General features: G+C 41.5%; 15 protein-coding genes and 1 other RNA gene. 7 read left to right on the top strand and 9 right to left on the bottom strand.

Annotation, left to right across the window (positions count from 1 at the left end):
• Nucleotides 1-3: 3 nt before the first annotated feature.
• On the bottom strand, nucleotides 4-5,604 hold the full coding sequence (locus E4635_RS01260) for a gliding motility-associated C-terminal domain-containing protein (RefSeq protein ID WP_135524798.1): 5,601 nt from the start codon (nucleotides 5,602-5,604) through the stop codon (nucleotides 4-6).
• 345 nt (nucleotides 5,605-5,949) lie between these two features.
• On the opposite strand from E4635_RS01260, the gene E4635_RS01265 reads away from it, so the two are divergent.
• From E4635_RS01265 to E4635_RS01275, 3 genes are read left to right on the top strand one after another with little or no spacing between them, the layout of a single operon-like run.
• The gene (locus E4635_RS01265) at nucleotides 5,950-6,438 is read left to right on the top strand and encodes a SixA phosphatase family protein (protein WP_135524799.1); all 489 of its coding nucleotides are present in this window, start codon (nucleotides 5,950-5,952) and stop codon (nucleotides 6,436-6,438) included.
• On the top strand, nucleotides 6,435-8,549 hold the full coding sequence (gene ppk1, locus E4635_RS01270) for a polyphosphate kinase 1 (protein ID WP_135524800.1): 2,115 nt from the start codon (nucleotides 6,435-6,437) through the stop codon (nucleotides 8,547-8,549). Before E4635_RS01265 ends, ppk1 begins: the two co-directional genes overlap by 4 nt.
• Before the next feature lie 32 nt (nucleotides 8,550-8,581).
• Nucleotides 8,582-9,472 (top strand): Ppx/GppA phosphatase family protein, encoded by an 891-nt coding sequence (locus E4635_RS01275; protein ID WP_135524801.1) that lies wholly within the window; start codon nucleotides 8,582-8,584, stop codon nucleotides 9,470-9,472.
• A gap of 38 nt (nucleotides 9,473-9,510) precedes the next feature.
• Here E4635_RS01275 and E4635_RS01280 read toward each other — a convergent pair whose 3' ends face one another.
• The 4 genes from E4635_RS01280 to E4635_RS01295 all read right to left on the bottom strand — a co-directional run bounded on the left by E4635_RS01280 (nucleotide 9,511) and on the right by E4635_RS01295 (nucleotide 12,734).
• Nucleotides 9,511-10,047, bottom strand: coding sequence for a DNA polymerase III subunit gamma/tau (locus E4635_RS01280; RefSeq protein ID WP_246020628.1), 537 nt, complete (start codon nucleotides 10,045-10,047; stop codon nucleotides 9,511-9,513).
• A gap of 110 nt (nucleotides 10,048-10,157) precedes the next feature.
• Nucleotides 10,158-11,243 (bottom strand): DNA polymerase III subunit gamma/tau, encoded by a 1,086-nt coding sequence (gene dnaX, locus E4635_RS01285; RefSeq protein ID WP_135524802.1) that lies wholly within the window; start codon nucleotides 11,241-11,243, stop codon nucleotides 10,158-10,160.
• Between the two features lie 96 nt (nucleotides 11,244-11,339).
• Nucleotides 11,340-12,410, bottom strand: coding sequence for a DNA topoisomerase IB (locus E4635_RS01290; RefSeq protein WP_135524803.1), 1,071 nt, complete (start codon nucleotides 12,408-12,410; stop codon nucleotides 11,340-11,342).
• A gap of 18 nt (nucleotides 12,411-12,428) precedes the next feature.
• The gene (locus E4635_RS01295; protein WP_135524804.1) at nucleotides 12,429-12,734 is read right to left on the bottom strand and encodes a hypothetical protein; all 306 of its coding nucleotides are present in this window, start codon (nucleotides 12,732-12,734) and stop codon (nucleotides 12,429-12,431) included.
• 108 nt (nucleotides 12,735-12,842) lie between these two features.
• Here E4635_RS01295 and rnpB point away from each other — a divergent pair.
• Nucleotides 12,843-13,151: RNase P RNA component class A (gene rnpB / locus E4635_RS01300), an RNA gene on the top strand.
• Nucleotides 13,152-13,502: 351 nt separating this feature from the next.
• On the opposite strand, the gene E4635_RS01305 is transcribed toward rnpB, so the two are convergent.
• Entirely contained in the window at nucleotides 13,503-14,192 is a 690-nt protein-coding gene (locus E4635_RS01305; protein ID WP_135524805.1) for a response regulator transcription factor, read from the bottom strand.
• Nucleotides 14,193-14,213: 21 nt separating this feature from the next.
• Nucleotides 14,214-15,581, bottom strand: a complete 1,368-nt coding sequence (locus tag E4635_RS01310; protein ID WP_246020630.1) for a sensor histidine kinase — start codon at nucleotides 15,579-15,581, stop codon at nucleotides 14,214-14,216.
• A gap of 113 nt (nucleotides 15,582-15,694) precedes the next feature.
• Here E4635_RS01310 and E4635_RS01315 point away from each other — a divergent pair, with 113 nt between their 5' ends.
• Together E4635_RS01315 and E4635_RS01320 are read left to right on the top strand one after the other, a co-directional pair.
• Nucleotides 15,695-16,663 carry an alpha/beta hydrolase family protein gene (locus tag E4635_RS01315; RefSeq protein ID WP_135524806.1) on the top strand — a complete coding sequence of 323 codons (969 nt, stop codon included), beginning with the start codon at nucleotides 15,695-15,697 and terminating at the stop codon, nucleotides 16,661-16,663.
• A gap of 9 nt (nucleotides 16,664-16,672) precedes the next feature.
• Nucleotides 16,673-18,772, top strand: coding sequence for an outer membrane beta-barrel family protein (locus E4635_RS01320; protein WP_135524807.1), 2,100 nt, complete (start codon nucleotides 16,673-16,675; stop codon nucleotides 18,770-18,772).
• Between the two features lies 1 nt (nucleotide 18,773).
• Here E4635_RS01320 and rsmD read toward each other — a convergent pair whose 3' ends face one another.
• Together rsmD and E4635_RS01330 are read right to left on the bottom strand one after the other, a co-directional pair.
• Complete coding sequence (gene rsmD, locus E4635_RS01325; RefSeq protein ID WP_135524808.1) at nucleotides 18,774-19,370, bottom strand: 16S rRNA (guanine(966)-N(2))-methyltransferase RsmD; 597 nt, start codon at nucleotides 19,368-19,370, stop codon at nucleotides 18,774-18,776.
• On the bottom strand, nucleotides 19,361-20,185 hold the full coding sequence (locus E4635_RS01330; RefSeq protein WP_135524809.1) for a DUF3822 family protein: 825 nt from the start codon (nucleotides 20,183-20,185) through the stop codon (nucleotides 19,361-19,363). Before E4635_RS01330 ends, rsmD begins: the two co-directional genes overlap by 10 nt.
• 109 nt (nucleotides 20,186-20,294) lie before the next feature.
• Between E4635_RS01330 and E4635_RS01335 the strand changes: the two genes are divergently transcribed.
• Nucleotides 20,295-21,722, top strand: coding sequence for an ATP-dependent DNA helicase (locus E4635_RS01335; RefSeq protein ID WP_135524810.1), 1,428 nt, complete (start codon nucleotides 20,295-20,297; stop codon nucleotides 21,720-21,722).
• The last annotated feature ends 19 nt before the right edge of the window (nucleotides 21,723-21,741 follow it).

Genomic DNA, 21,741 nt, shown 5'->3' on the forward strand with positions numbered 1-21,741 from the left:
CGTTTAGTTTTTAGTTCCTAAATAAATATACCCTTTAAAGATATCAAACCCACTATTTACAATGTTTACAACGTAGTAATAGGTACCTGATGGAAGATTGCTGTCGGTCACTCCGTTTCTGGCTTTTCCGTCCCAATCGTTTTTATAATTTGGATTTTCATAAACCAAAGCGCCCCATCTGTTAAATATTTTTACATCGTATGTAAATCCGCAAGCCTCAAGGCCTCCAATCACAAAATAATCATTGTAAGTATCATTATTAGGAGTAACCACTTTTGAAATTTTCAACTCGTCTATGGTACATGGTAAAACCACACAATCATCATTTATAGTCATATAAATTTCAATCACCCTAGGACAGCTTCCGTTTTCAATAGTATATCTGTATACATAGAACCCGACTTGGAGATTATGAGGATTTAAGATGCTTCCTGTTAATGCTCCTGAATTGTTCACATCTACCCAGGTTCCTTGAGATTCTTCCGGGCTTAGATTTAAATAACTGAACAAATCAACACTGGAATCATCTGTACACAATGATTTGTCAACATGTGAGAACGGTTCGCCAATCGTTACATATATCGTTTGGGTGAATTCAGATGAATTTCCACAACTATCAGTAGCTGTCCAATGTCTTATTATAGTATATGTATATTGTGTCTGATCCTGAATATTTTCAGTATAAACAACATTTACGGTTGCAGAACAATTGTCTGTAAAAACAAGTTCCGGTTTAGGAGGAATCTCGTTACAGCTAACATTTAGGACTTCATCGGCTGGAGTTGTAAGTACCGGTGCTGTCGTATCCTGAACGGTGATGGTTTGTGTGTGGGAAGTATTGTTTCCGGCACAATCCGTAGCGGTCCAGGTTCTTCTGATGCTATAGTTTGAAGAACAACCTTCGTCATTATGGATAATGTTTTCCACAAATGTTATTACTACTTGATTGTCGCAATTATCGGTAGCATTCAGTACAGCGGCTTCCGGCACATTATCGCATTGTACGGTTACATCGGCTGGAAGAACTTCAGCAACAAATACCGGCGCTGTAGTATCTTGAACAGTAATGATTTGTGTGTGGGAAGTATTGTTTCCGGCACAATCAGTCACGGACCAGTTTCGTGTGATAGTGTAATTCGAAGCACATCCGTCATCCTGACCGCTGATATTCTGAGTATACACAACGGCAACTTGGCTATCGCAATTGTCTGTGGCAGTAAGAACTACCGCTTCCGGCACGTTGTCACATTGTACGGTTACATCGGCTGGAAGAACTTCAGCAGCAAATACTGGCGCAGTTGTGTCTTGAACGGTAATGATTTGTGTATGGGAAGTATTGTTTCCGGCACAATCGGTCACCGACCAGTTACGAGTGATAGTGTAATTCGAAGCACATCCGTCGTCTTGTCCGCTGATGTTTTGAGTATACACTACGGACACTTGGCTATCGCAATTGTCTGTGGCAGTGAGAACTATCGCTTCCGGCACATTATCACATTGTACGGTTACATCGACTGGAAGAACTTCAGCAGCAAATACCGGTGCAGTCGTATCCTGAACAGTGATGATTTGCGTGTGGGAAGTATTGTTTCCGGCACAATCAGTCACAGACCAGTTTCGGGTGATGGTATAATTCGAAGCACATCCGTCATCTTGTCCGCTGATGTTTTGAGTATACACTACGGACACTTGGCTATCGCAATTGTCTGTGGCAGTTAAAACCACCGCTTCCGGCACGTTGTCACATTGCACGGTTACATCGGCTGGAAGTTGTCCGGAAAATACCGGTGCGGTCGTATCTTGAACAGTGATGATTTGCGTGTGGGAAGTATTGTTTCCGGCACAATCAGTCACGGACCAGTTTCGGGTGATAGTATAATTCGAAGCACATCCGTCATCCTGTCCGCTGATGTTTTCAGTGTACACGACCGCAACTTGGCTATCGCAATTGTCTGTGGCAGTTAAAACTACTGCAGCTGGGACATTATCGCATTGTACGGTTACATCGGCTGGAAGCTGTCCGGCAAATACTGGTGCGGTTGTGTCTTGAACAGTGATGATTTGTGTGTGGGAAGTATTGTTTCCGGCACAATCAGTCACCGACCAGTTTCGGGTGATGGTGTAATTCGAAGCACATCCGTCATCCTGTCCGCTAATGTTTTGAGTATACACTACGGACACTTGGTTGTCGCAATTGTCTGTGGCAGTGAGAACTATCGCTTCCGGCACGTTGTCACATTGCACGGTTACATCTGCTGGAAGAACTTCAGCAGCAAATACCGGCGCTGTAGTATCTTGAACAGTAATGATTTGCGTATGGGAAGTATTGTTTCCGGCGCAATCAGTCACCGACCAGTTTCGGGTGACGGTGTAATTCGAAGCACATCCGTCATCTTGACCGCTGATATTTTGAGTATACACTACGGCAACTTGGCTATCGCAATTGTCTGTGGCAGTGAGAACTATCGCTTCCGGCACATTATCGCATTGTACGGTTACATCGGCTGGAAGAACTTCAGCAGCAAATACTGGCGCAGTTGTATCCTGAACAGTGATGATTTGTGTATGGGAAGTATTGTTTCCGGCACAATCAGTCACAGACCAGTTTCGTGTGATGGTATAATTCGAAGCACATCCGTCATCCTGTCCGCTAATGTTTTGAGTATACACTACGGACACTTGGTTGTCGCAATTGTCTGTGGCAGTGAGAACTATCGCTTCCGGCACATTATCACATTGTACCGTTACATCGGCTGGAAGAACTTCAGCAGCAAATACTGGCGCAGTTGTATCCTGAACAGTGATGATTTGTGTGTGGGAAGTATTATTTCCGGCACAATCGGTTACCGACCAGTTACGAGTGATGGTGTAATTCGAAGCACATCCGTCATCCTGACCGCTAATATTTTGAGTATACACAACGGACACTTGGCTATCGCAATTGTCTGTGGCAGTTAGAACTACCGCAGCAGGGACATTATCGCATTGTACGGTTACATCGGCTGGAAGCTGTCCTGCAAATACCGGCGCTGTAGTATCCTGAACAGTAATGATTTGTGTGTGGGAAGTATTATTTCCGGCACAATCGGTTACCGACCAGTTTCGGGTGATGGTGTAATTCGAAGCACATCCGTCATCCTGACCGCTGATGTTTTGAGTGTAGACAACGGCAACTTGGCTATCGCAATTGTCAGTGGCAGTTAAAACCACTGCAACTGGCACATTATCGCATTGTACGGTTACATCGGCTGGAAGCTGTCCGGCAAATACCGGTGCAGTTGTGTCTTGAACAGTGATGATTTGTGTATGGGAAGTATTGTTTCCAGCACAATCAGTTACCGACCAGTTTCGGGTGATAGTGTAATTCGAAGCACATCCGTCATCCTGTCCGCTGATATTTTGAGTATACACTACGGACACTTGGCTATCGCAATTGTCTGTGGCAGTTAAAACCACCGCAGCAGGCACATTATCACATTGCACGGTTACATCGGCTGGGAGAACTTCAGCAACAAATACCGGCGCTGTAGTATCTTGAACAGTAATGATTTGTGTGTGGGAAGTATTGTTTCCGGCACAATCGGTCACGGACCAGTTTCGGGTGATAGTATAATTCGAAGCACATCCGTCATCCTGACCGCTGATGCTTTGAGTGTACACAACGGCAACTTGGTTGTCGCAATTGTCTGTGGCAGTTAGAACTACCGCAGCTGGGACATTATCACATTGCACGGTTACATCGGCTGGAAGTTGTCCGGCAAATACTGGTGCAGTTGTGTCTTGAATGGTGATGATTTGTGTGTGGGAAGTATTGTTTCCGGCACAATCGGTCACGGACCAGTTACGGGTGATGGTATAATTCGAAGCACATCCGTCGTCTTGTCCGCTGATATTTTGGGTATACACTACGGCAACTTGGCTATCGCAATTGTCAGTGGCAGTTAGAACTACCGCTTCCGGCACATTATCACATTGTACAGTTACATCGGTTGGAAGTTGTCCGGAAAATACCGGTGCGGTCGTATCCTGAACAGTGATGATTTGTGTATGAGAAGTATTGTTTCCGGCGCAATCAGTCACAGACCAGTTTCGGGTGATGGTGTAATTCGAAGCACATCCGTCATCCTGTCCGCTAATATTTTGAGTATACGCAACGGACACTTGGCTATCGCAATTGTCTGTGGCAGTTAAAACTACAGCTGCAGGGACATTATCGCATTGTACGGTTACATCGGCTGGAAGCTGTCCGACAAATACTGGTGCAGTCGTATCCTGAACGGTGATGATTTGTGTTTTTGTTGCAGTATTTCCGCAATCATCAGTAGCAGTCCAGGTTCTTGTTAACGTATAATTGCTTGCGCAAGTACCATTCGCTCTTGTTTCTGAAAAAGTAACAGCAGGAGAGGAATCGCAATTGTCAGTGGCGGTCAATACTGCCGGAGCAGGGACAGCGTTGCATTGTACGGTCGCATTTTGAGGAGCGTTGCTTAAAACAGGCGCTGTTGTATCATTGATTTTAATGATTTGATTACAAGTTGTAAATGGAACCCCATTGTATAACAGCGTGTAAGTCCTAACGAAATCGGCGCCATCTCCATCGGTACAAATTACAGTATCGCCGCTATCAGAGCTGGTCATGGTTACTGTTTTTCCACAGGCATTGAAATTAAAGACATTGCTAGGATTTGTAAACGCTGCAGGGATGCTACAAGCTTCGGAAGTTACACTGGAAAGCAAGCAAGATGCCGAAGGAATGCAACATGAGGCAACTGTAACCAATTTTGGCTGGCTCGAAGTTGTCGTAGGCGGAGTGTTGCTGTCTGTAATGGTTAACGTTACCTGATAATCTCCAGGACCATAACTTGAAAAATTAATTGTTAAGGGTGATCCTGAAAAAGGAGAGTTTAAAATAGGCACTCCGTTTTTGGTAATGTCCCATTTATAAGAAGTATAAGGTGTTACACCTCCAGTAGTAGTTGAAGTAAAAACATACGTTTGTGCCAAATTACCCACTGGGCAAGTTCCCACTGCGGTAAAATCTGGTTTGATAGGCGTAATCACTATAAAATTGGTAGTCAAATCATATTTATAGCAATGCGGGCCTAGTTGGCAATCTGTTTCGTTACAAACGTTGCTCATACTCGAATTCCCCCATCCGATGATAATATTCCGAAGGGATAAGACCTCACCACAACTCCAATTGATGGAATTTGGGTACGAAGGCATGTAAATGTAGAATGTCCCGGAACTGGTCGTGGCACAACTCTCATATTTAACATGTTGCTGAAGCGCGTTATCTACAAAAACATCGGCTTCAATCTGCGTACCGTATCTGGTGGTCGCATTTTGATCTAATGTAATTTTTAAATAACCGTTAATTTGCTGACCTTCCAAACAGGTTGTCGGTAATGGCAGGTAGCCGCCCGAACCATTGGGAACGTCAGACACCAATTCTACCTTCTTGATGCTTATGTCATTGGAAGAACAGTGGTTACATTCATAGGTAGTTTGGGCAAAAGTGAAATCATAATACAAGATCAGTACTAATAAAAGTAGTATTTGTATAACACTTTTTTTCGATGGTAAAATAGTAGTGTTTTTCATAAACTTGATTTTTTAGTTTAAAAAAAAGGATAAAAACTTCAGGCCATAATCATAAATGACTACGACACAAGAGGTAAAACAAGAAAAGCTTCTATTATTTTTTTGAGTTAATCAAGTTGCAAACTCAGGGGTGGTATTTGAATTTGCGTTTTTAGAAATTTTGTTTAAAGCATTTTAATTACTTTTAACATTGCTAAATTATTATATTAAATTGTACGATGGTTATTTACGATTCGTTTTTCGATGAAAGGGACAATATCATCTATGAATTAACATTTTTTTTGGGTTTGGGCTATAAAAACCGTAAAGAATATTAATTTTTAACTAATTAATTACAGTTATTTTATGAAATCTTTGATTTTAATTAGACATGCGAAATCCAGTTGGGATTTTCCTGTTACCGATAAAGAAAGGCCTCTTTTGGAAAGCGGCATCAAAAACATCAAAAAAGTAGCCAGGAAAGCTTTGGTATCTCTTCCACAAAAGAAGACTATTTGGAGCAGCACCGCCACTAGGGCAAGCCATACGGCCAGGTTGTTCTGCGAAACCGCGTCAATTGGCCAGGACAGTATTGTTTTTAAAGACAGCCTGTATACATTTGACGGTGATAAACTCGAAAATGAGATACGGAAATGCGAAAATGAAACAGAAAACCTAATTCTTTTCGGACATAATGAGGCAATTACAAATATTGTCAATAAATTTGGGGATCGATTTATAATGAATGTTCCTACAGCCGGTTTCGTCCACTTACAATTTGAGCAGGATCGCTGGCAGGATATTGGCAAAGGAAGCATTGTAAAGGTTATTTTTCCAAAAGAAATTACAGAATGAATGGTATCGAAAATAGGTATTTAGACCGGGAAAAAAGCTGGCTGGCTTTTAACTTCAGAGTGCTTCAGGAAGCTGCAGACGAACGGGTCCCGTTATTGGACAGGATGCGTTTTTTGGGGATTTTTTCCAATAACCTGGATGAATTTTTCAGGGTAAGGTATGCGGCCATTCGTCGCTTGAGCATGGCCGGTGTATCGGGAGAGAATATCCTTGGCGGTATTTCTGCGCAGAAATTGCTGAAGGAAATCACCGAAACGGTTATCGACCAGCAATCCGAAAGTTTGCGTATTTTGAGCATTATTGAAAAAGAGCTCGAAAAAGAAAATATTTTTATCATCAATGAAACCGAAATAAATAAACAGCAGGCTAATTTTGTAAAGGATTATTTTATCCAGAAAGTAAGCCCCGAAGTCGTGACCATCATCTTAAATGACCTGGCCGAATTCCCCTTGTTGAAAGACACTTCAGGCTATCTGGCGGTAAAATTGGTCATGAAACCCAAGGAACCTGTATCGATCCTGGAAAAACTGAAGGTTAAAAAAGAAATCAGGTATGCCGTTATCGAAATCCCCAAAACCATTAACCGTTTTGTGGTTTTGCCTTCCAATAATGACAAGCAATATATTATGCTCCTGGACGACCTTATCAGGCACAACCTGCATAAAATATTCAATATTTTCGATTACGAAAGCATTTCGGCACACATGATAAAAATTACCCGAGATGCGCAATTGGACCTGGACAGCGACTTGAATAAAAGCTTCATGGAAAAAATTTCATCCAGTGTAAAAGACAGGAGGATAGGGGAGCCGGTGCGTTTTATCTACGACCAGACCATTGATAAAGATACCCTGAAATTCTTCCTCCATAAAATGGGGATTGATGCAAAAGACAGTATCATTCCCGGCGGAAGGTACCATAACCGCAGGGATTATATGGATTTCCCCAATTTGGGAAGATATGACCTGTTGTACAAAACAAACACGCCATTGCCGGTTGAAGGCCTCAGCCTGGAAGGAAGCATCCTGAAAAAAATCGAAGAAAAGGATTATTTGGTCAATGCACCATATCAGTCTTTTTCCTATATCATCAAATTCTTGAGGGAAGCTGCTTTGGATCCGAAAGTATCGGCTATTAAAATCACGCTGTACCGTTTGGCCAAGAATTCCCAAATCGTGAGTTCGCTGATCAATGCTGCCAAGAACGGGAAAAAAGTAACGGTCCAGATCGAATTGCAGGCCCGTTTCGATGAAGCCAGCAATATTTCGTATGCCGAACAGATGCAAACCGAAGGAATTGAACTTATTTTTGGTGTAAAAGGACTGAAAGTACACAGTAAAATTTGCCTTGTGGAAAGGATTGACGACCATGGGAAATTAAAACGCTATGGAATCATCTCTACAGGGAATTTCAACGAATCGACCGCGAAAGTCTATACTGACGTGACCTTATTTACGGCGCACCAGCAAGTTTTGAAGGATGTCTCGAAGGTTTTCGAATTCTTCCATATCAATTACAGAGTGCACCGTTACAAGCATCTGATCGTTTCGCCGCATTACACGAGATCCCGTTTTTACAAATTGATAGACCGCGAAATAGTCAATGTCAATTTAGGGAAACCCGCCTATATCAAATTGAAAATGAATAGTTTATCCGATACCAAAATGATCGATAAATTATACGATGCCAGTAGGGCCGGGGTTAAGGTGAAACTGATTATCAGAGGGATATGTTCTTTAATTCCGGGCGTTAAGGGAATGAGCGAAAATATCGAAGCCGTATCAATTGTAGACAATTACCTGGAGCATTCGCGCGTGTATATTTTCTGCAATGACAACAATCCTGAAGCGTTTATTTCTTCAGCCGATTTCATGACCCGTAACCTTGACACCAGGGTGGAAGTTACTTGCCCGATATATGATGCCGGTATCAAAAAAGAGCTGATCGATACGTTTAATATTGCCTGGAAAGGAAATGTGAAAGTCCGTTACCACTCGGAAAAATTAGACAACAAATACCGCATGCGCGGGGACAAGCCTATTTTCAGGGCGCAATTGGAAACCTACAAATATTACAGGGACAAGATTGAAGTAGTCGCTGAAAAATTATAATTTCATTACAATAACCGAATCAAAAATCAAGGATGATTTCAATAAAAAAATATGCTGCGATTGATATAGGATCGAATGCTATGCGGCTTTTGATAGCCAATGTTGTGGAGCAGCAAGGTAAAGAAACCCAGTTTAACAAAAGCGCCCTGATCAGGGTCCCGATCCGTTTGGGCCAGGATGCTTTTACTGTGGGGGAAATTACCGAAGAAAATATTGATCGGATGGTTGATGCCATGAAAGCCTTTAAGTTGCTGATGAAAGTATATAAGGTCGAAAAATATATGGCCTGTGCCACTTCGGCGATGCGTGAGGCCTATAACGGCAAGGAGGTGGCTGAAACCGTTAAGAAAAAAGCAGATATCAAAATTGAAATCATTGACGGAAAGAAAGAAGCCGCTATTATCGCTTCGTCCGATTTGCATCATTTTATCAAAACCGAACAAACCTATCTTTATGTAGATGTTGGCGGCGGAAGTACTGAATTTTCCCTGTTTTCCGATGGTAAAATGGTCGCTTCCAAATCTTTCAAGAACGGAACGGTGCGTTTGCTGAACAATATGGTAAACGATATCGTGTGGGAAGAAATTGAAAAATGGATCAAAACAACTATCGAGCCTTATGAAAACGTAACACTTATCGGTTCCGGCGGGAATATCAATAAAATTTTCAAATTATCTGAAAAAGCGCTGGACAAACCATTGTCGTACATGTACCTGAATTCCCAATACCAATACCTGAATTCCCTTACTTACGAACAGCGGATTGCCGAACTGGCCTTAAACACAGACCGCGCCGATGTTATCATCCATGCGCTTCGTATTTATCTCAATGCCATGAAATGGAGCGGAGCCACTAAGATTTATGTCCCTAAAATCGGACTTTCTGACGGTATTGTCAAAGCCATGTATTATGGTAAGATATAAATGAAGAACGGGTTATGAATAATTTTCTGACCCTTTTTTTATAGGTCCAAATCAAAAGTTTTCCTTAAAAGGTCTAACGCCGGGTTCATTTCCTTCATCCGGTCGTATTTTTCCTGAGTGGTAAAAGCCTTTTTAACTTCTATGGTTTCGTTTATCGTAACTTCAATAGTAATATTATGGTTGTGCAGTTTTCCACGCAAATAGCCTAATAAATCATGCTTTTCCCCTTCAAAATCAATCTTTGAGCTTTCATTCGGCAGTTCATGCACAATAGTAGTGCCTTGCAGTTTAGGATCGTTTAGCAATAATAAGGATTCCAGGATTTTGTATCCTTTATCACCCAATCGGTTGGCATATTTGACCCATTGTTCCAGCATTTGCGTTTCCGTGAAAGGTTCTGTTGGCAATTCATCATGGTGCTTTTCAACGGGTTTCAGCTGGGCTTCCAGTTCTTTTTTTGCCCTGATGCTTCCTAACGATAAAGCGGAAACCTTGGGAACATCCGGTTTGGAAACAGCAGGTGCAGCTTCGGGTTTTGGAGTTTCGGTTCTCTTGATTTCTTCTTTGGGAACCACTACTTCTGCTGCAATTTTTGCAGGTTCACTGTTAGGGGTAACGGCCGGTAAGCTATCGGTTTTAACTTCAACAATAGAATAACTGTTATTCCTGAAATGTGTGGGCGGGATTATAAATTGTTTAGCTTTTTTTTTTCTCCATCAAAAGTGATAGAGGCAAGCTGCATAAGGCAAAGTTCCACCAAAAGGCGTTGGTTTTGGGATACTTTGTATTTTAAGTCGCAATCGTTGGCCAGGTCAATCCCTTGCAATAAAAATTCCTGGGATGCTTTCTGCGCCTGTGCTCCATACAATTTTTGTGCTTGTTCTCCGGCTTCCAGTAAAATAAGGGTAGCAGGATTTTTACTCACCAGTAAATCCCTGAAGTGTGAAGCCAATCCTGCCACAAAATGGTGCCCGTCAAAACCTTTAGCCAAAATGTCGTTATACGCCAAAAGCAATTCAGGAATATTATTTTCGAGTATTAAATCAGTTACTTTTACATAATACTCAAAATCAAGGACGTTCAGGTTTTCGGTAACGGCTGCACGGGTCAGGTTATTTCCACAGTAGGAAACGACACGGTCAAAGATGGAAAGAGCGTCACGCATGGCACCATCCGCTTTTTGGGCAATGATATGCAAGGCATCGTCTTCAAAAGTAATGTCCTGGCTTTTGGCCACTTCAGCAAGATGTTCTTTGGCATCTTTTACAGTAATCCTTTTAAAATCAAATATCTGGCAACGGGATAATATCGTTGGAATGATTTTATGTTTTTCGGTCGTAGCCAAAATAAAAATGGCGTGGCGAGGCGGTTCTTCCAGTGTTTTCAGGAAAGCGTTGAATGCCGCCTGGGATAACATATGGACCTCATCGATGATATATACTTTGTATTTCCCGGTTTGCGGCGGGATCCGGACCTGGTCGATCAGGTTACGGATATCGTCCACGGAGTTATTGGAAGCTGCATCCAATTCAAAAACATTGAAAGCGAAATCCTCATACGGGTCATCATATCCTTCCTGGTTGATTTTTCGGGCCAAAATACGGGCGCAGGTTGTTTTTCCTACACCTCGGGGACCGGTAAAAAGCAGGGCTTGTGCCAGGTGGTTGCTTTCTATGGCATTGAGCAAAGTATTGGTAATTGCCTGTTGCCCCACAACATCCTTAAACGTTTGCGGGCGGTATTTACGGGCTGATACTATAAATTGTTCCATAGAAAATTATTGGATAGCAAATATAGTTTTTAATTTAAATATTTCGAAAGTTTACAGAATGAAAGATTGATTATTCCCGTATTTTTTTCAAAATAATCAGGCTAGGGCTTCGGCAATGGTTTCCCGTTCCAATAACCTTACTAATGCCCTTTCTTCAGGCTGGAGGTTCCCCGGATTCTTACGGGGTTTGTACTTCCAGACCGATCCTTTTACATATGAGGCAATTACTGTGGGATGGACATAATATTTTCGGCATACAGACCGCGTGTTGCCTAATTTGGAGGCGACGCTATCCAACACTTCGATGATTTTTTTATGGGACTGGCTTTCGTTTTCAGGTTTTTCGGCATCCAAAAAAGAAGACAAAGCATTTACGCTTGCGGCCCAAACCCTGTAATCTTTCGCTGTAAAATCCTCTCCGGTGGTTTCTTTCAGGTAATTATTCACATCGGAAGAACCAATGGTATGCCTGTGGCCGTCATGATCATAATACTGGAACAGGTCTTGTCCCGGTATGTCCTTGCACTTTTTGACCAGGTTGGCGAGTTTGCGGCTTTGCAGGCGTATGGAATGTTTGATGCCTTTTTTTCCAGTAAATTCAAAAGAGATGTTTTGGCCCTTAAAAGCAACATGCTTATCCTGCAGGGTAGTGAGGCCGAAGGAATGATAGAGCTCTTTGTAAGCGCTGTTGCCAATGCGGATGTTGGTCATTTCGATAAGTTTGACCACTAAAGCGATTACTTTTTCGTAGGGAAGCCCTTTTTTGTTCAAATCCCGGTTGACGGCTTTCCTAATCAAAGGTAAGACCTGTGCAAAACTGCGCAGCCTGTAAAACTTGGATTGGTTTCTTATTTGGTTCCAATGGGTGTGGTAGCGGTATTGTTTCCGGCCTTTGGCATCATTTCCGGTGGCTTGGAGGTGGCCGTTTTCAAAAGAAGAAATCCAGACATTTTCCCAGGCGGGAGGAATGACTAATTTTTGTATCCTGCCCAGTATTTCGGGATCGGAAACTTTGGCTTTGTCCTGATCGATATATATAAAACCGTTGCCTTTTTTGATGCGGTAATAACCTTTATCGCAGTTTGGGGCATAGCGCAGCCCCACCGATCTGGCCGTGATTTGAGGATCCCGTCCTATTTTTTCCAATTTTGACTGCAACCTGTTCATGGGAAAGAGGTTTGCCTATTAAGGCTCTTTTCGGGCTTTGATGGAGATGTCGGAAAGGATTTTGGCGGCATCGTTTTCGGAATTGGCGGCAAAGCCTGACACAAAAACACCTTTTTGGTTGTCTGAAATTGATTTTATGCCATAAACCGTAGCTTCATCGTCCGGATCGCTGTCTCCTTCATAACGGTAAATGTGCACAATTTCAAAATTGGCAGGGTTGGCGGTAATTTGAGTGTCGTTGATATTAAAATCAATGGTAAAGCCTAACGCTTTTAGCTCTTCGAGTGCTTTGGAAACACTTGCATAATTATAGGTATGTGCCATCTTTAGCTGAAATTATAGTTGTAAAGAATAAATTTACAAAAAATGCATCAGAAATCGAATCAATTGGCTTTGAAAACTGGCATTCAAAAGTATTTGTTGTAAGTTTGCACCGCAGACCGCCTTATCGTTCCCGGTTTTATCGGGAGAGGAAAGTCCGGACACCAAAGAGTAGCATAGCGGGTAACGCCCGTCCGTCGTGAGGCGAGGACAAGTGCAACAGAAAGTATGTACAGGTAATGCTGTAGTGAAACCAGGTAAACTCTATGCGGTGAAATGTCAAGTATATCAGCATTTAAGGGCGACTCGTCCGTTGTTGAAGGGTAGGCAGCTAGATCCCGTTGGCAACAGCGGGACAAGATAAATGATAAGGCTCCGATGTATCGGGGACAGAATCCGGCTTACAGGTCTGCATTTTTTTGAGTTTCGTTTTTCTTCTTCACACTCAAAAACAATTTCCATAAAATTATTCTTTTTGTCTTTTAGGTTACCGATACACAAGGCTGTGCAAACGATACACGAGGCTGTGCAAACACTACACAAGGCTATGCAAACGATACACGTGGCTGTGCAAACGATGCACAAGGCTATGCAAACGATGCACAAGGCTGTGCAAACGATACACAAGGCTATGCAAACACTACACAAGGCTGTGCAAACGGTACACAAGGCTGTGCAAACGATACACAAGGCTATGCAAACGGTACACAAGGCTGTGCAAACACTACACAAGCCTGTGCAAACGATACACGAGGCTGTGCAAACTATAATTTACCGGATCTTGAACTCCAACCCGATATTGCGGATGCTTTCGATGGAAATGTTAGGGTCGTTGGAGAAATATTTGCGGATGCGGCTGATAAAAACATCCATGCTCCGGCCGGAAAAAAAATCATCATCTCCCCAAATGGCCTGTAAAACCTCGTGCCGCCTGATGAGCTGGTTTTTGTTTTTTAGTAAAAAGAGGATCAGCGACACTTCTTTTTCGGTAAGGCGCTGGATGTGGCTGTCCAGTTTCAATTCCAGCCGAGAGGCATTGAAGATATATTTGCCCACTGCCATTTCCTCTAACGGATTGATGGTATTGGTTTTTTGCCGGCTGCGTTTGAGGATGTTGTTCAGGCGCAGGACAAGTTCGTCAGCTTCGAAAGGTTTTACGATATAATCATCGGCACCTAATTGCAATCCTTTGATTTTGTCTTCTTTTAGTTTTCTGGCCGTGAGGAAGATAAAAGGGATTTCGGGGTGGCTGTGGCTTATTTTCCCGGCTACTGTAAAACCGTCCATTTTAGGCATCATGACATCAAAAACGCAAATGTCAAAGGTTTCTTTTTGGAAAACGGATAGGGCTTCTTCTCCGTCTTTTGCCCAAATGACCTGGTAATCGTACAATTCGAGGTATTGTTTGAGGACGGCGGCAAAATCAAAATCATCTTCGGCAAGCAGGATTCTTTTTGTCATGGTTTCGGTATGAAAAACAAATTAATAAAGGGACGGGATGGTGATCCTGAAGATGGCTCCTTGGCCCAAATCACTGATGACGGCTATTTTCCCCTTATGGGCTTTGATAATCTGGTCTACATAATACAGGCCCAGCCCCAATCCTTTGGTATTGTGCAGGTTGCCTTGTTCTACCCGGTAAAATTTGTCAAAGAGCAGCGAATGTTTGTTTTTTGAGATCCCGATCCCGTTGTCCTGGATGCTGATGTTGAATTGGCCGTCGTGCAACGATGTCTGGACGATGATGGTATTGGAGCCATATTTGACGGCGTTTTCGAGCACATTCAGAAGGGCTGTGGTGAGATGGAATTTATCGAGCAAAAGGGTTGTTTTGCCGGTTTTGAATTCTGGCGTGATGCGGATGTTTGGGTTTGCCATCTGAAAATCAGCGATTATAGAATTAAGGAAAGGTTCTATCGTGATTTTTTCTTTTTGCAGTTCGATTTCGCTTTCGCCCAAGGAATTGGTCAGGACCTGGTCTATCAGTTGCTGCAGGCGGTTATTTTGACGGGAAACCGTTGCAATCAGGCTGTTGAAATGCTGTGGGTTTTCGCGGATGTCTTCCCTTTCCAGGATTTTGGTGGAAATGGCTAAGGTGGATAAAGGCGTTTTTAGCTCGTGGGTGATATTGTTGATGAAATCGGTTTTGATATCACTGATTTTTTTCTGTTTGATCAGGGCCCGGATGGCTATCGCAAAAAGGGTTACCAAAGTAAGGATCGATAAAAGGGCAAAAGACAAAACCAGTGCCATGCGCTTTAAAATAAGGGTTTCCCAGTTTGTCACCGAAACATAGAGGGCATCTTCTGTAAGGAGTTTGTAATTGGAGTTTAAAACATTCCCGCCGGTTGTCCCTACATAATTCCGGATCAGGAAAGCATTGTCTAAAGAGGTTAGGTTTCCGTATAATTTATTGCTGATGAGCGGTTTTTCGGCAAAAACAGTATCGGCTGCCTTATTGTTGTTGTAAATGACAAATTTATTGAGCACAATAGCGAAATCCAGTTGGATGTCCGGGATTTCTTTTTCGAATTTGGATTGGAGTTTGCGGGTTAGCTCTGCCTTGAACTTGTTGTCCAGGATAGCGTTTTTGACCCAGAAACGGTTTTTGTTCTCCTGGATGTAATTAAGCGCCAAATGACGGTAGAGCATGTCTTTTTTGGTGAAAACCGTAGAATCGATATCGCTGTAATCGTTGGTGATGGCTGCGATTTTATTGCGTACCTCGGTGTGGAATTGCTCAATCTTATATTCATATGTCGTTTTGATCAAATAAAACTGTATGGCAGAAAGCGCCACAAGCACGACTACGGAGAATAGGATTAATACATTGATTTTCTTTTTCATCATTTCAAAAATACCTTTTTTATTTCAAAACCAAAACCATTAACCCAGCATTAACCCAGCATTAACTTTCGGAATCAAAATTTGCGCCCACATTTGCATTTGAAACGGAATGTCTAATGAAGAAAATTATAATAGTTATGCTCTTGATCTCAAAAAATTATGCTTCCAGCCAGAAAAAACCGGAAGATTTTGGTTACCGGCAGTTATCCTTCAAGTTTCAGGATGATAAGGTTGATTTGATTGTGATTTCCAAAAAAGGAGAAGAGAAAATCCCGAAGCCGTTGTTTTTTTTCTGCCAGGGCAGTTTGCCCAGGCCTGTTGTCATTTATGATGAAAAAGGATTGTTTGGCGTGCTTCCTTTTGACGAATCGCCACTTTTAAGCTGTTACCATATCATAATTGTGGACAAACCTGGCGTTCCCATTATAGCCAATGCGAATGACCTGGCCCCGGATTTTAGGTACCTGAAAGACTTCAAAAAAGAGCTTCCTCCAAAAGCTTATACCGACAGGAATTACCTGGATTATTATGTTTTCAGGAATAATTTTATCCTAAAACAGCTTTATAGGGAACGTTGGGTGGATAAAACGGAATTGGCAGTAGCAGGTCATTCCGAAGGAAGTTCCGTAGCGGCGAAAATGGCTTCGCTCAACCCTAAAATAACAAAATTGATTTACTCGGGCGGAAACCCTTTTGGCCGGATAGCCACCCTTTTGGAACAATCCGGAAATGCAAATGAAATGTTAGAGTATTGGAAGGAAGTTGTTCAAAATGAAAATATTATAAATTATGAAGGTGGTGATACTTATAAAGCAACGTATAGTTTTTCGATGCCGCAAAGAGAGCATTTGATACCGTTGAAAATCCCCGTTTTGATAACCTATGGTACAGAAGATCCTGCCGCCGGCTACAATGACTTGTTCCAGATTGAAGTGATCCGGGAGCGGAAGAAAAATTTTAAATTCATTCGTTATGAAGGTTTGGAACACAATTTTTTTTCGCCGGATGCGAAAGGGAATAGCAACCAGGATACAAATTGGGATGTTGTAGCCCGGGATTGGTTAACCTGGCTAAATAATCAATAAAAAAATAAGATGAAAAATGTATGGATCGGGCTGCTTGCGGCAACGGCTTCTATTGCCGGGTTTTCCCAAAATGAAATCAAAAAAGACACTCTTGCCACACCATTGGAAGAAATTGCCGTTAAAGGAAATGCAAAATCAGTTAGTATCAAAAACGGAAACATAAAACTGGATATTCCAAATAGTGCGTTTAAAACAGTTTCAAATTCTCTGGATTTGCTCTCTAAATTGCCTAAGGTACAAGTGAGCCCGGACAAAGAAAGCATATATGTGGTAGGAAAAGGACAGGCGTTATTGTATATCGACAACCAGAAAGTGGAAATCAACGAATTGAATTCGCTGGCCGTAGAAGACATAAAATCAATCGAAATACTTCAAAATCCTTCATCCAAGTACGAAGCAGCCGGAAGGGCAGTTATTTTAGTAACGCGTAAATTGAGTAAAAAGGAAGGCCTTAAAGCCATGATAACCGAAAATGCTTCTTTTAAAAAATACTTCAATAATTATTTTGGGACCCATTTGGATATAAAAAAGGGCAAACTGGAAATACGGAGCAATTTCAATTACAACCAGCTCGTAGTCTGGGAAAGCAACGGGAATGATTTTTTAATACCAAGTGAAGGAATTGCCATGGATTATTTGGTTAAAGCGGTAACCAAAAGGCCGCAGTTTGTGTTTGGCAGCGGTATTTTTTATAAGATCAATGCAGATGATTACCTTTCTTTTAATGTTAGCTGCCGCACGCAGAAAGACAAGTTTGACATCACAACCATGACTTACAGCAACATACAAAACATAGAAAACAGGATTGCAACAACCAATAGGAACAACGAAGACAGGCAATATTACAGCGCATTTTTCAATTACAACCATGCTCTAAAAAGCATTGAAGGCCTGCTGTTTACAGGATTTCAATATACTAATTTGAATCGGGATATGTCTGGCCTGATTTATGACAATTACAACGATACCGGTTTTGAGCCGGTGCAAAAAAGGAACCAGGAATTTGCAGTTTCGGTTTTTTCCGGAAGGGCAGATTTTGAGAAAAAATTCAAAAATGAAACAAAGCTGGAACTGGGAGCATTATTTCTGCAGGCCCGTTCGGATAACGGCTCTTTGACTGAAAACTTCAACCCTGAAGGCAAAACAGATACGCAATACCTGTATAAGGAAAGGAACAGTGCTGCCTATTCCCAATTTTCAGGGACGCTGAAAAAATGGCGCTACACTTTGGGATTGCGGGCCGAAAATACTTATGTGAAGGGAAAAATCCAATCTGAAAAAGGAATACTGGTTGCTCGGAATTATACCGATATTTTCCCGAAATTAGAAGCCGAACTGCCCATTGACAGCACAAAATCGGTTTCGTTCAGGTACGCCAAAAGCATCTCAAGGCCCGATTTTTCTTCCCTAAGCCAGGCAACCGCCTACATAAACCCTTATTTTGCCTTTTCTGGCAATAGCAACCTGGATCCTTCGCTTACCGATGAGATTACGGTAGATTTCCAGCGGAATGAAATGGCAATCGGGATCAGTTACATCCAAAAAAAACACCCGGTTTATTACGGAAGCATCTATGACAATACGCAGCATTTACTAACGCTAAAACCTATCAATTTTGAAAAAGAATCCGGTTTTAATTTCGAATTTACGATGCCTTTCAGCTATCGTTTCTGGAGCACGACCAATGTTTTCAGTGCGGTTTTGAATAAAGTTGAAGACAATGCGGCAGTTATAAGACAAGCAAAGCCTTACGGATATTGGTATTCCAACAATACATTTAAACTGCCAAAAGAATTTACGTTGATGGTAACCGGTTGGGGGCTGACCAGGCAGCAAGAAGGGATTTTTGAAAGGAAAGGGATTTTTACGCTCGACGCTACTGTTTCAAAGACTTTCCTGCAGCATTTTGACTGTACCTTGAGCTGTACGGATATTTTCAGGAAACTCAATACGTTCGATAATTATACGGTTAATGCAGTAATGGCGAAAGGCCGTTATTTTTCAGATGCGCACATGTTGTCCCTGTCTGTGAAATATTCTTTCGGGAAGCTTAAAAATCAAGGGTTTAAAGAAAAAGATATTGATGAAAACGCCAATAGGATCCGATAATCTAGCTGTCGTATTCTTCTTCGTCCGAATCGATTTCTTCCTCTTCGTCATCATCATCTTGTTCCAGCTCAAAGAATGTAAAAACAGAACCTCCGTACGTTTTTTCCATCGAAAAATGATCCAATTGCTCCAATTTTGTGTATTTGGAATGTTCAACAATCATCATTCCGCCGTTGTCCAGTAAATTATTCTCAAAAACCAATGTTACGATTTTCTCAAAGGCAGACTGGTCCATTCCATACGGCGGGTCGGCAAAGATAATATCATAGGTGCCTTTAGCTTTTTCCAGGAATTTGAATACATCGCTTTTTATGGCTGTAATATCAAAATCAAATTCGTGGGCCGTTTTTTTGATGAACATGACACAACCCATATCGCCGTCGACGCTGGTAATAGGAGAGCAGCCCCTGGAACCGAATTCATAGCTGATGCTTCCGGTGCCGGCAAACAAATCCAAAATACGCAATCCGTTGAAATTGAAGTTGTTGTTAAGAATATTAAACAAAGCTTCCTTGCACATATCGGTCGTAGGGCGAACCGGCAGGTTTTTGGGCGGGTTGATGCGCCTTCCTTTATATTTCCCGGAGATTATTCGCATGAGTGTATCAGTGTAAAGTGCTGTAAATATTCGTATTTGGATAAATTATCCCGCAAACTGTAATTGTCGTAAAAGAAAGAAACGTTGCGTATGTATTTATAGGCAATCTTGTATAAATCGCTTTCCGTATTGATGTTCCCGATGAGTTTCACCTGAACGGTTTCCGGGTTTAACTGCAATTGTTCGGCTGTAAATAAAATGTAATAGATGAAATCCTGTTCGGTTTTATACTCAAAAGAATTGAATAACAATAGCTTCTGGTTTTTTACGGCAACAATCTGGAAATTATCTTTTTGGATATGGATGTAAAGTTGGGGTTCGTCAATATTTTTGGAGCAATCCAGCACTTTTTTGACCAAAACGGAAAAAGAATGCTTGTAATTAAAGCTTCCAAAATAATCAATCAGGAAATTATTGATGTTTACATAAGGAATGTACACCGTGTTCATTTCGTAGTTGGCCACGGCATCATACGTAAAAAAATCGGACTCAAAAACCTTTGTATTGTATTGAAGGTAACTGCTTAACACATTTTCGTCAAATAAAACCGAAGGCACAAAAGTGAGCAGGTTGTTGTTGTGCAAAACAGTAATTTCATCAAACGGGCTCTGCAGGGCAGGAGTTTCATTGAAAATTTTTGTCAACGAGGATTCGATCTGGTGCGGGTTTGAAATATTATCAATCGCAATGTTATCGGCCAGGATGATCCTATTGTCCAAGGTATCTTTTATGCAATAGGAAACATCAGTTAATGAAATCTGAAGGGCTAAATTTTTATATTTTTTTTCGAGAATGGTAGCGTTAGCGGAAGACATTATGCATTTGATTCGTTGATCAGCAAAGCTACAATTTTTTTTAGTTTATTGAATAGCCCGGATGATTTTCATGCGTATCTTTGGAATATAATTTTAGACCCGCATAAAAATGAACTCCCAACTGTTTTACAGTATTTTACACAAAAGATTCCCGTTCAGGCCCACTGTAAAGCAAGATATTTTTTTTCAGAAAATAGCTGATTTTATCACAAACAAGAATAAAAACGAGGTTTTTGTCCTTAAAGGTTATGCAGGAACGGGAAAAACCACGGTCATTTCCACCATTGTTAACAATTTGACGGAAATCAACAAGAAATATGTGCTTTTGGCTCCAACGGGCCGTGCGGCAAAAGTAATAGCCAATTATTCGGAGAAACCCGCCTTTACCATCCATAAGAAAATTTATTTCCCTAAAAAAGGGTCGGGCGGAGGTGTCAGTTTTACGCTGCAGCCCAACAAACATAAGAATACTATCTTTTTTGTGGATGAATCTTCCATGATTTCAGATGTAAATACCGAATCAAAACTATACGAAAACGGTTCTCTTTTAGACGACCTGATTTCTTATGTATATTCCGGCGATAACTGTAAAATGATTTTGTTAGGTGACACGGCTCAATTACCTCCGGTTCAGCTAGATATAAGCCCTGCTTTAAATACTGAAACATTAAGTATCCATTATGACAAAGAGGTTTTTTCGATAGAATTGGATGAAGTCATGCGCCAGGAAGAAAATTCGGGAATCCTTCATAATGCCACAGGGTTGCGCGATTTGCTGAAAGACAGTTTTATTACCGAATTCAAATTTGACCTCAAGGGATTCAAAGACATTGTCCGCCTGGTCGATGGGTACGATATCCAGGATGCGATCAACAGCGCGTACAGCAATTATAGCATTGAAGATACGGCTTTTATAGTGCGTTCCAACAAACGGGCCAATCAGTATAACGAACAAATCCGGAGCAGGATATTAGGGAAGGAGAGCGAACTTTCTACCGGAGATTTTTTAATGGTCGTAAAAAATAATTACTTTTGGCTCAAAGGCAGTGACGAAGCAGGATTCATAGCCAATGGAGATATTATTGAAGTATTGGAAATCAGGAGTATAAAGGAATTGTATGGTTTCAAATTTGCTTCGGTAAAAATACGGATGGTCGATTATCCGAACCAAAAACCATTTGAAACCGTGCTTTTGCTGGATACGATTTCGAGCGAATCGCCATCATTATCCTATGAAGAATCGAATAGGCTCTATGAGGAAGTCATGAAAGATTATGAGCAGGAAACCACCAAATACAGGAAATTCCAAAAAGTAAAGGAAAACGAATATTTTAACGGTTTACAGGTTAAATTTTCTTACGCCATAACGTGCCATAAATCGCAGGGCGGTCAGTGGAATACCGTTTTTATAGAGCAGCCGTATTTGCCCAACGGAATTGACAGGGATTATGTCAGATGGTTGTATACCGCTGTTACAAGAGCGAAAGATAAACTGTATCTCATTGGTTTTAAAGAAGATAGTTTTTCAGCGGATTAAAAGTAGTCGTCATTCATCA

This window comes from Flavobacterium humi (assembly GCF_004745595.1).
Taxonomy (GTDB): Bacteria; Bacteroidota; Bacteroidia; order Flavobacteriales; family Flavobacteriaceae; genus Flavobacterium; species Flavobacterium humi.

Coding starts and splice junctions, on each gene's coding strand:
- E4635_RS01260 (WP_135524798.1), bottom strand. CDS start 5,604: ATGAAAAACACTACTATTTTACCATCGAAAAAAAGTGTTATACAAATA.
- E4635_RS01265 (WP_135524799.1), top strand. CDS start 5,950: ATGAAATCTTTGATTTTAATTAGACATGCGAAATCCAGTTGGGATTTT.
- ppk1 (WP_135524800.1), top strand. CDS start 6,435: ATGAATGGTATCGAAAATAGGTATTTAGACCGGGAAAAAAGCTGGCTG.
- E4635_RS01275 (WP_135524801.1), top strand. CDS start 8,582: ATGATTTCAATAAAAAAATATGCTGCGATTGATATAGGATCGAATGCT.
- dnaX (WP_135524802.1), bottom strand. CDS start 11,243: ATGGAACAATTTATAGTATCAGCCCGTAAATACCGCCCGCAAACGTTT.
- E4635_RS01290 (WP_135524803.1), bottom strand. CDS start 12,410: ATGAACAGGTTGCAGTCAAAATTGGAAAAAATAGGACGGGATCCTCAA.
- E4635_RS01295 (WP_135524804.1), bottom strand. CDS start 12,734: ATGGCACATACCTATAATTATGCAAGTGTTTCCAAAGCACTCGAAGAG.
- E4635_RS01305 (WP_135524805.1), bottom strand. CDS start 14,192: ATGACAAAAAGAATCCTGCTTGCCGAAGATGATTTTGATTTTGCCGCC.
- E4635_RS01310 (WP_246020630.1), bottom strand. CDS start 15,581: ATGATGAAAAAGAAAATCAATGTATTAATCCTATTCTCCGTAGTCGTG.
- E4635_RS01315 (WP_135524806.1), top strand. CDS start 15,695: ATGAAGAAAATTATAATAGTTATGCTCTTGATCTCAAAAAATTATGCT.
- E4635_RS01320 (WP_135524807.1), top strand. CDS start 16,673: ATGAAAAATGTATGGATCGGGCTGCTTGCGGCAACGGCTTCTATTGCC.
- rsmD (WP_135524808.1), bottom strand. CDS start 19,370: ATGCGAATAATCTCCGGGAAATATAAAGGAAGGCGCATCAACCCGCCC.
- E4635_RS01330 (WP_135524809.1), bottom strand. CDS start 20,185: ATGTCTTCCGCTAACGCTACCATTCTCGAAAAAAAATATAAAAATTTA.
- E4635_RS01335 (WP_135524810.1), top strand. CDS start 20,295: ATGAACTCCCAACTGTTTTACAGTATTTTACACAAAAGATTCCCGTTC.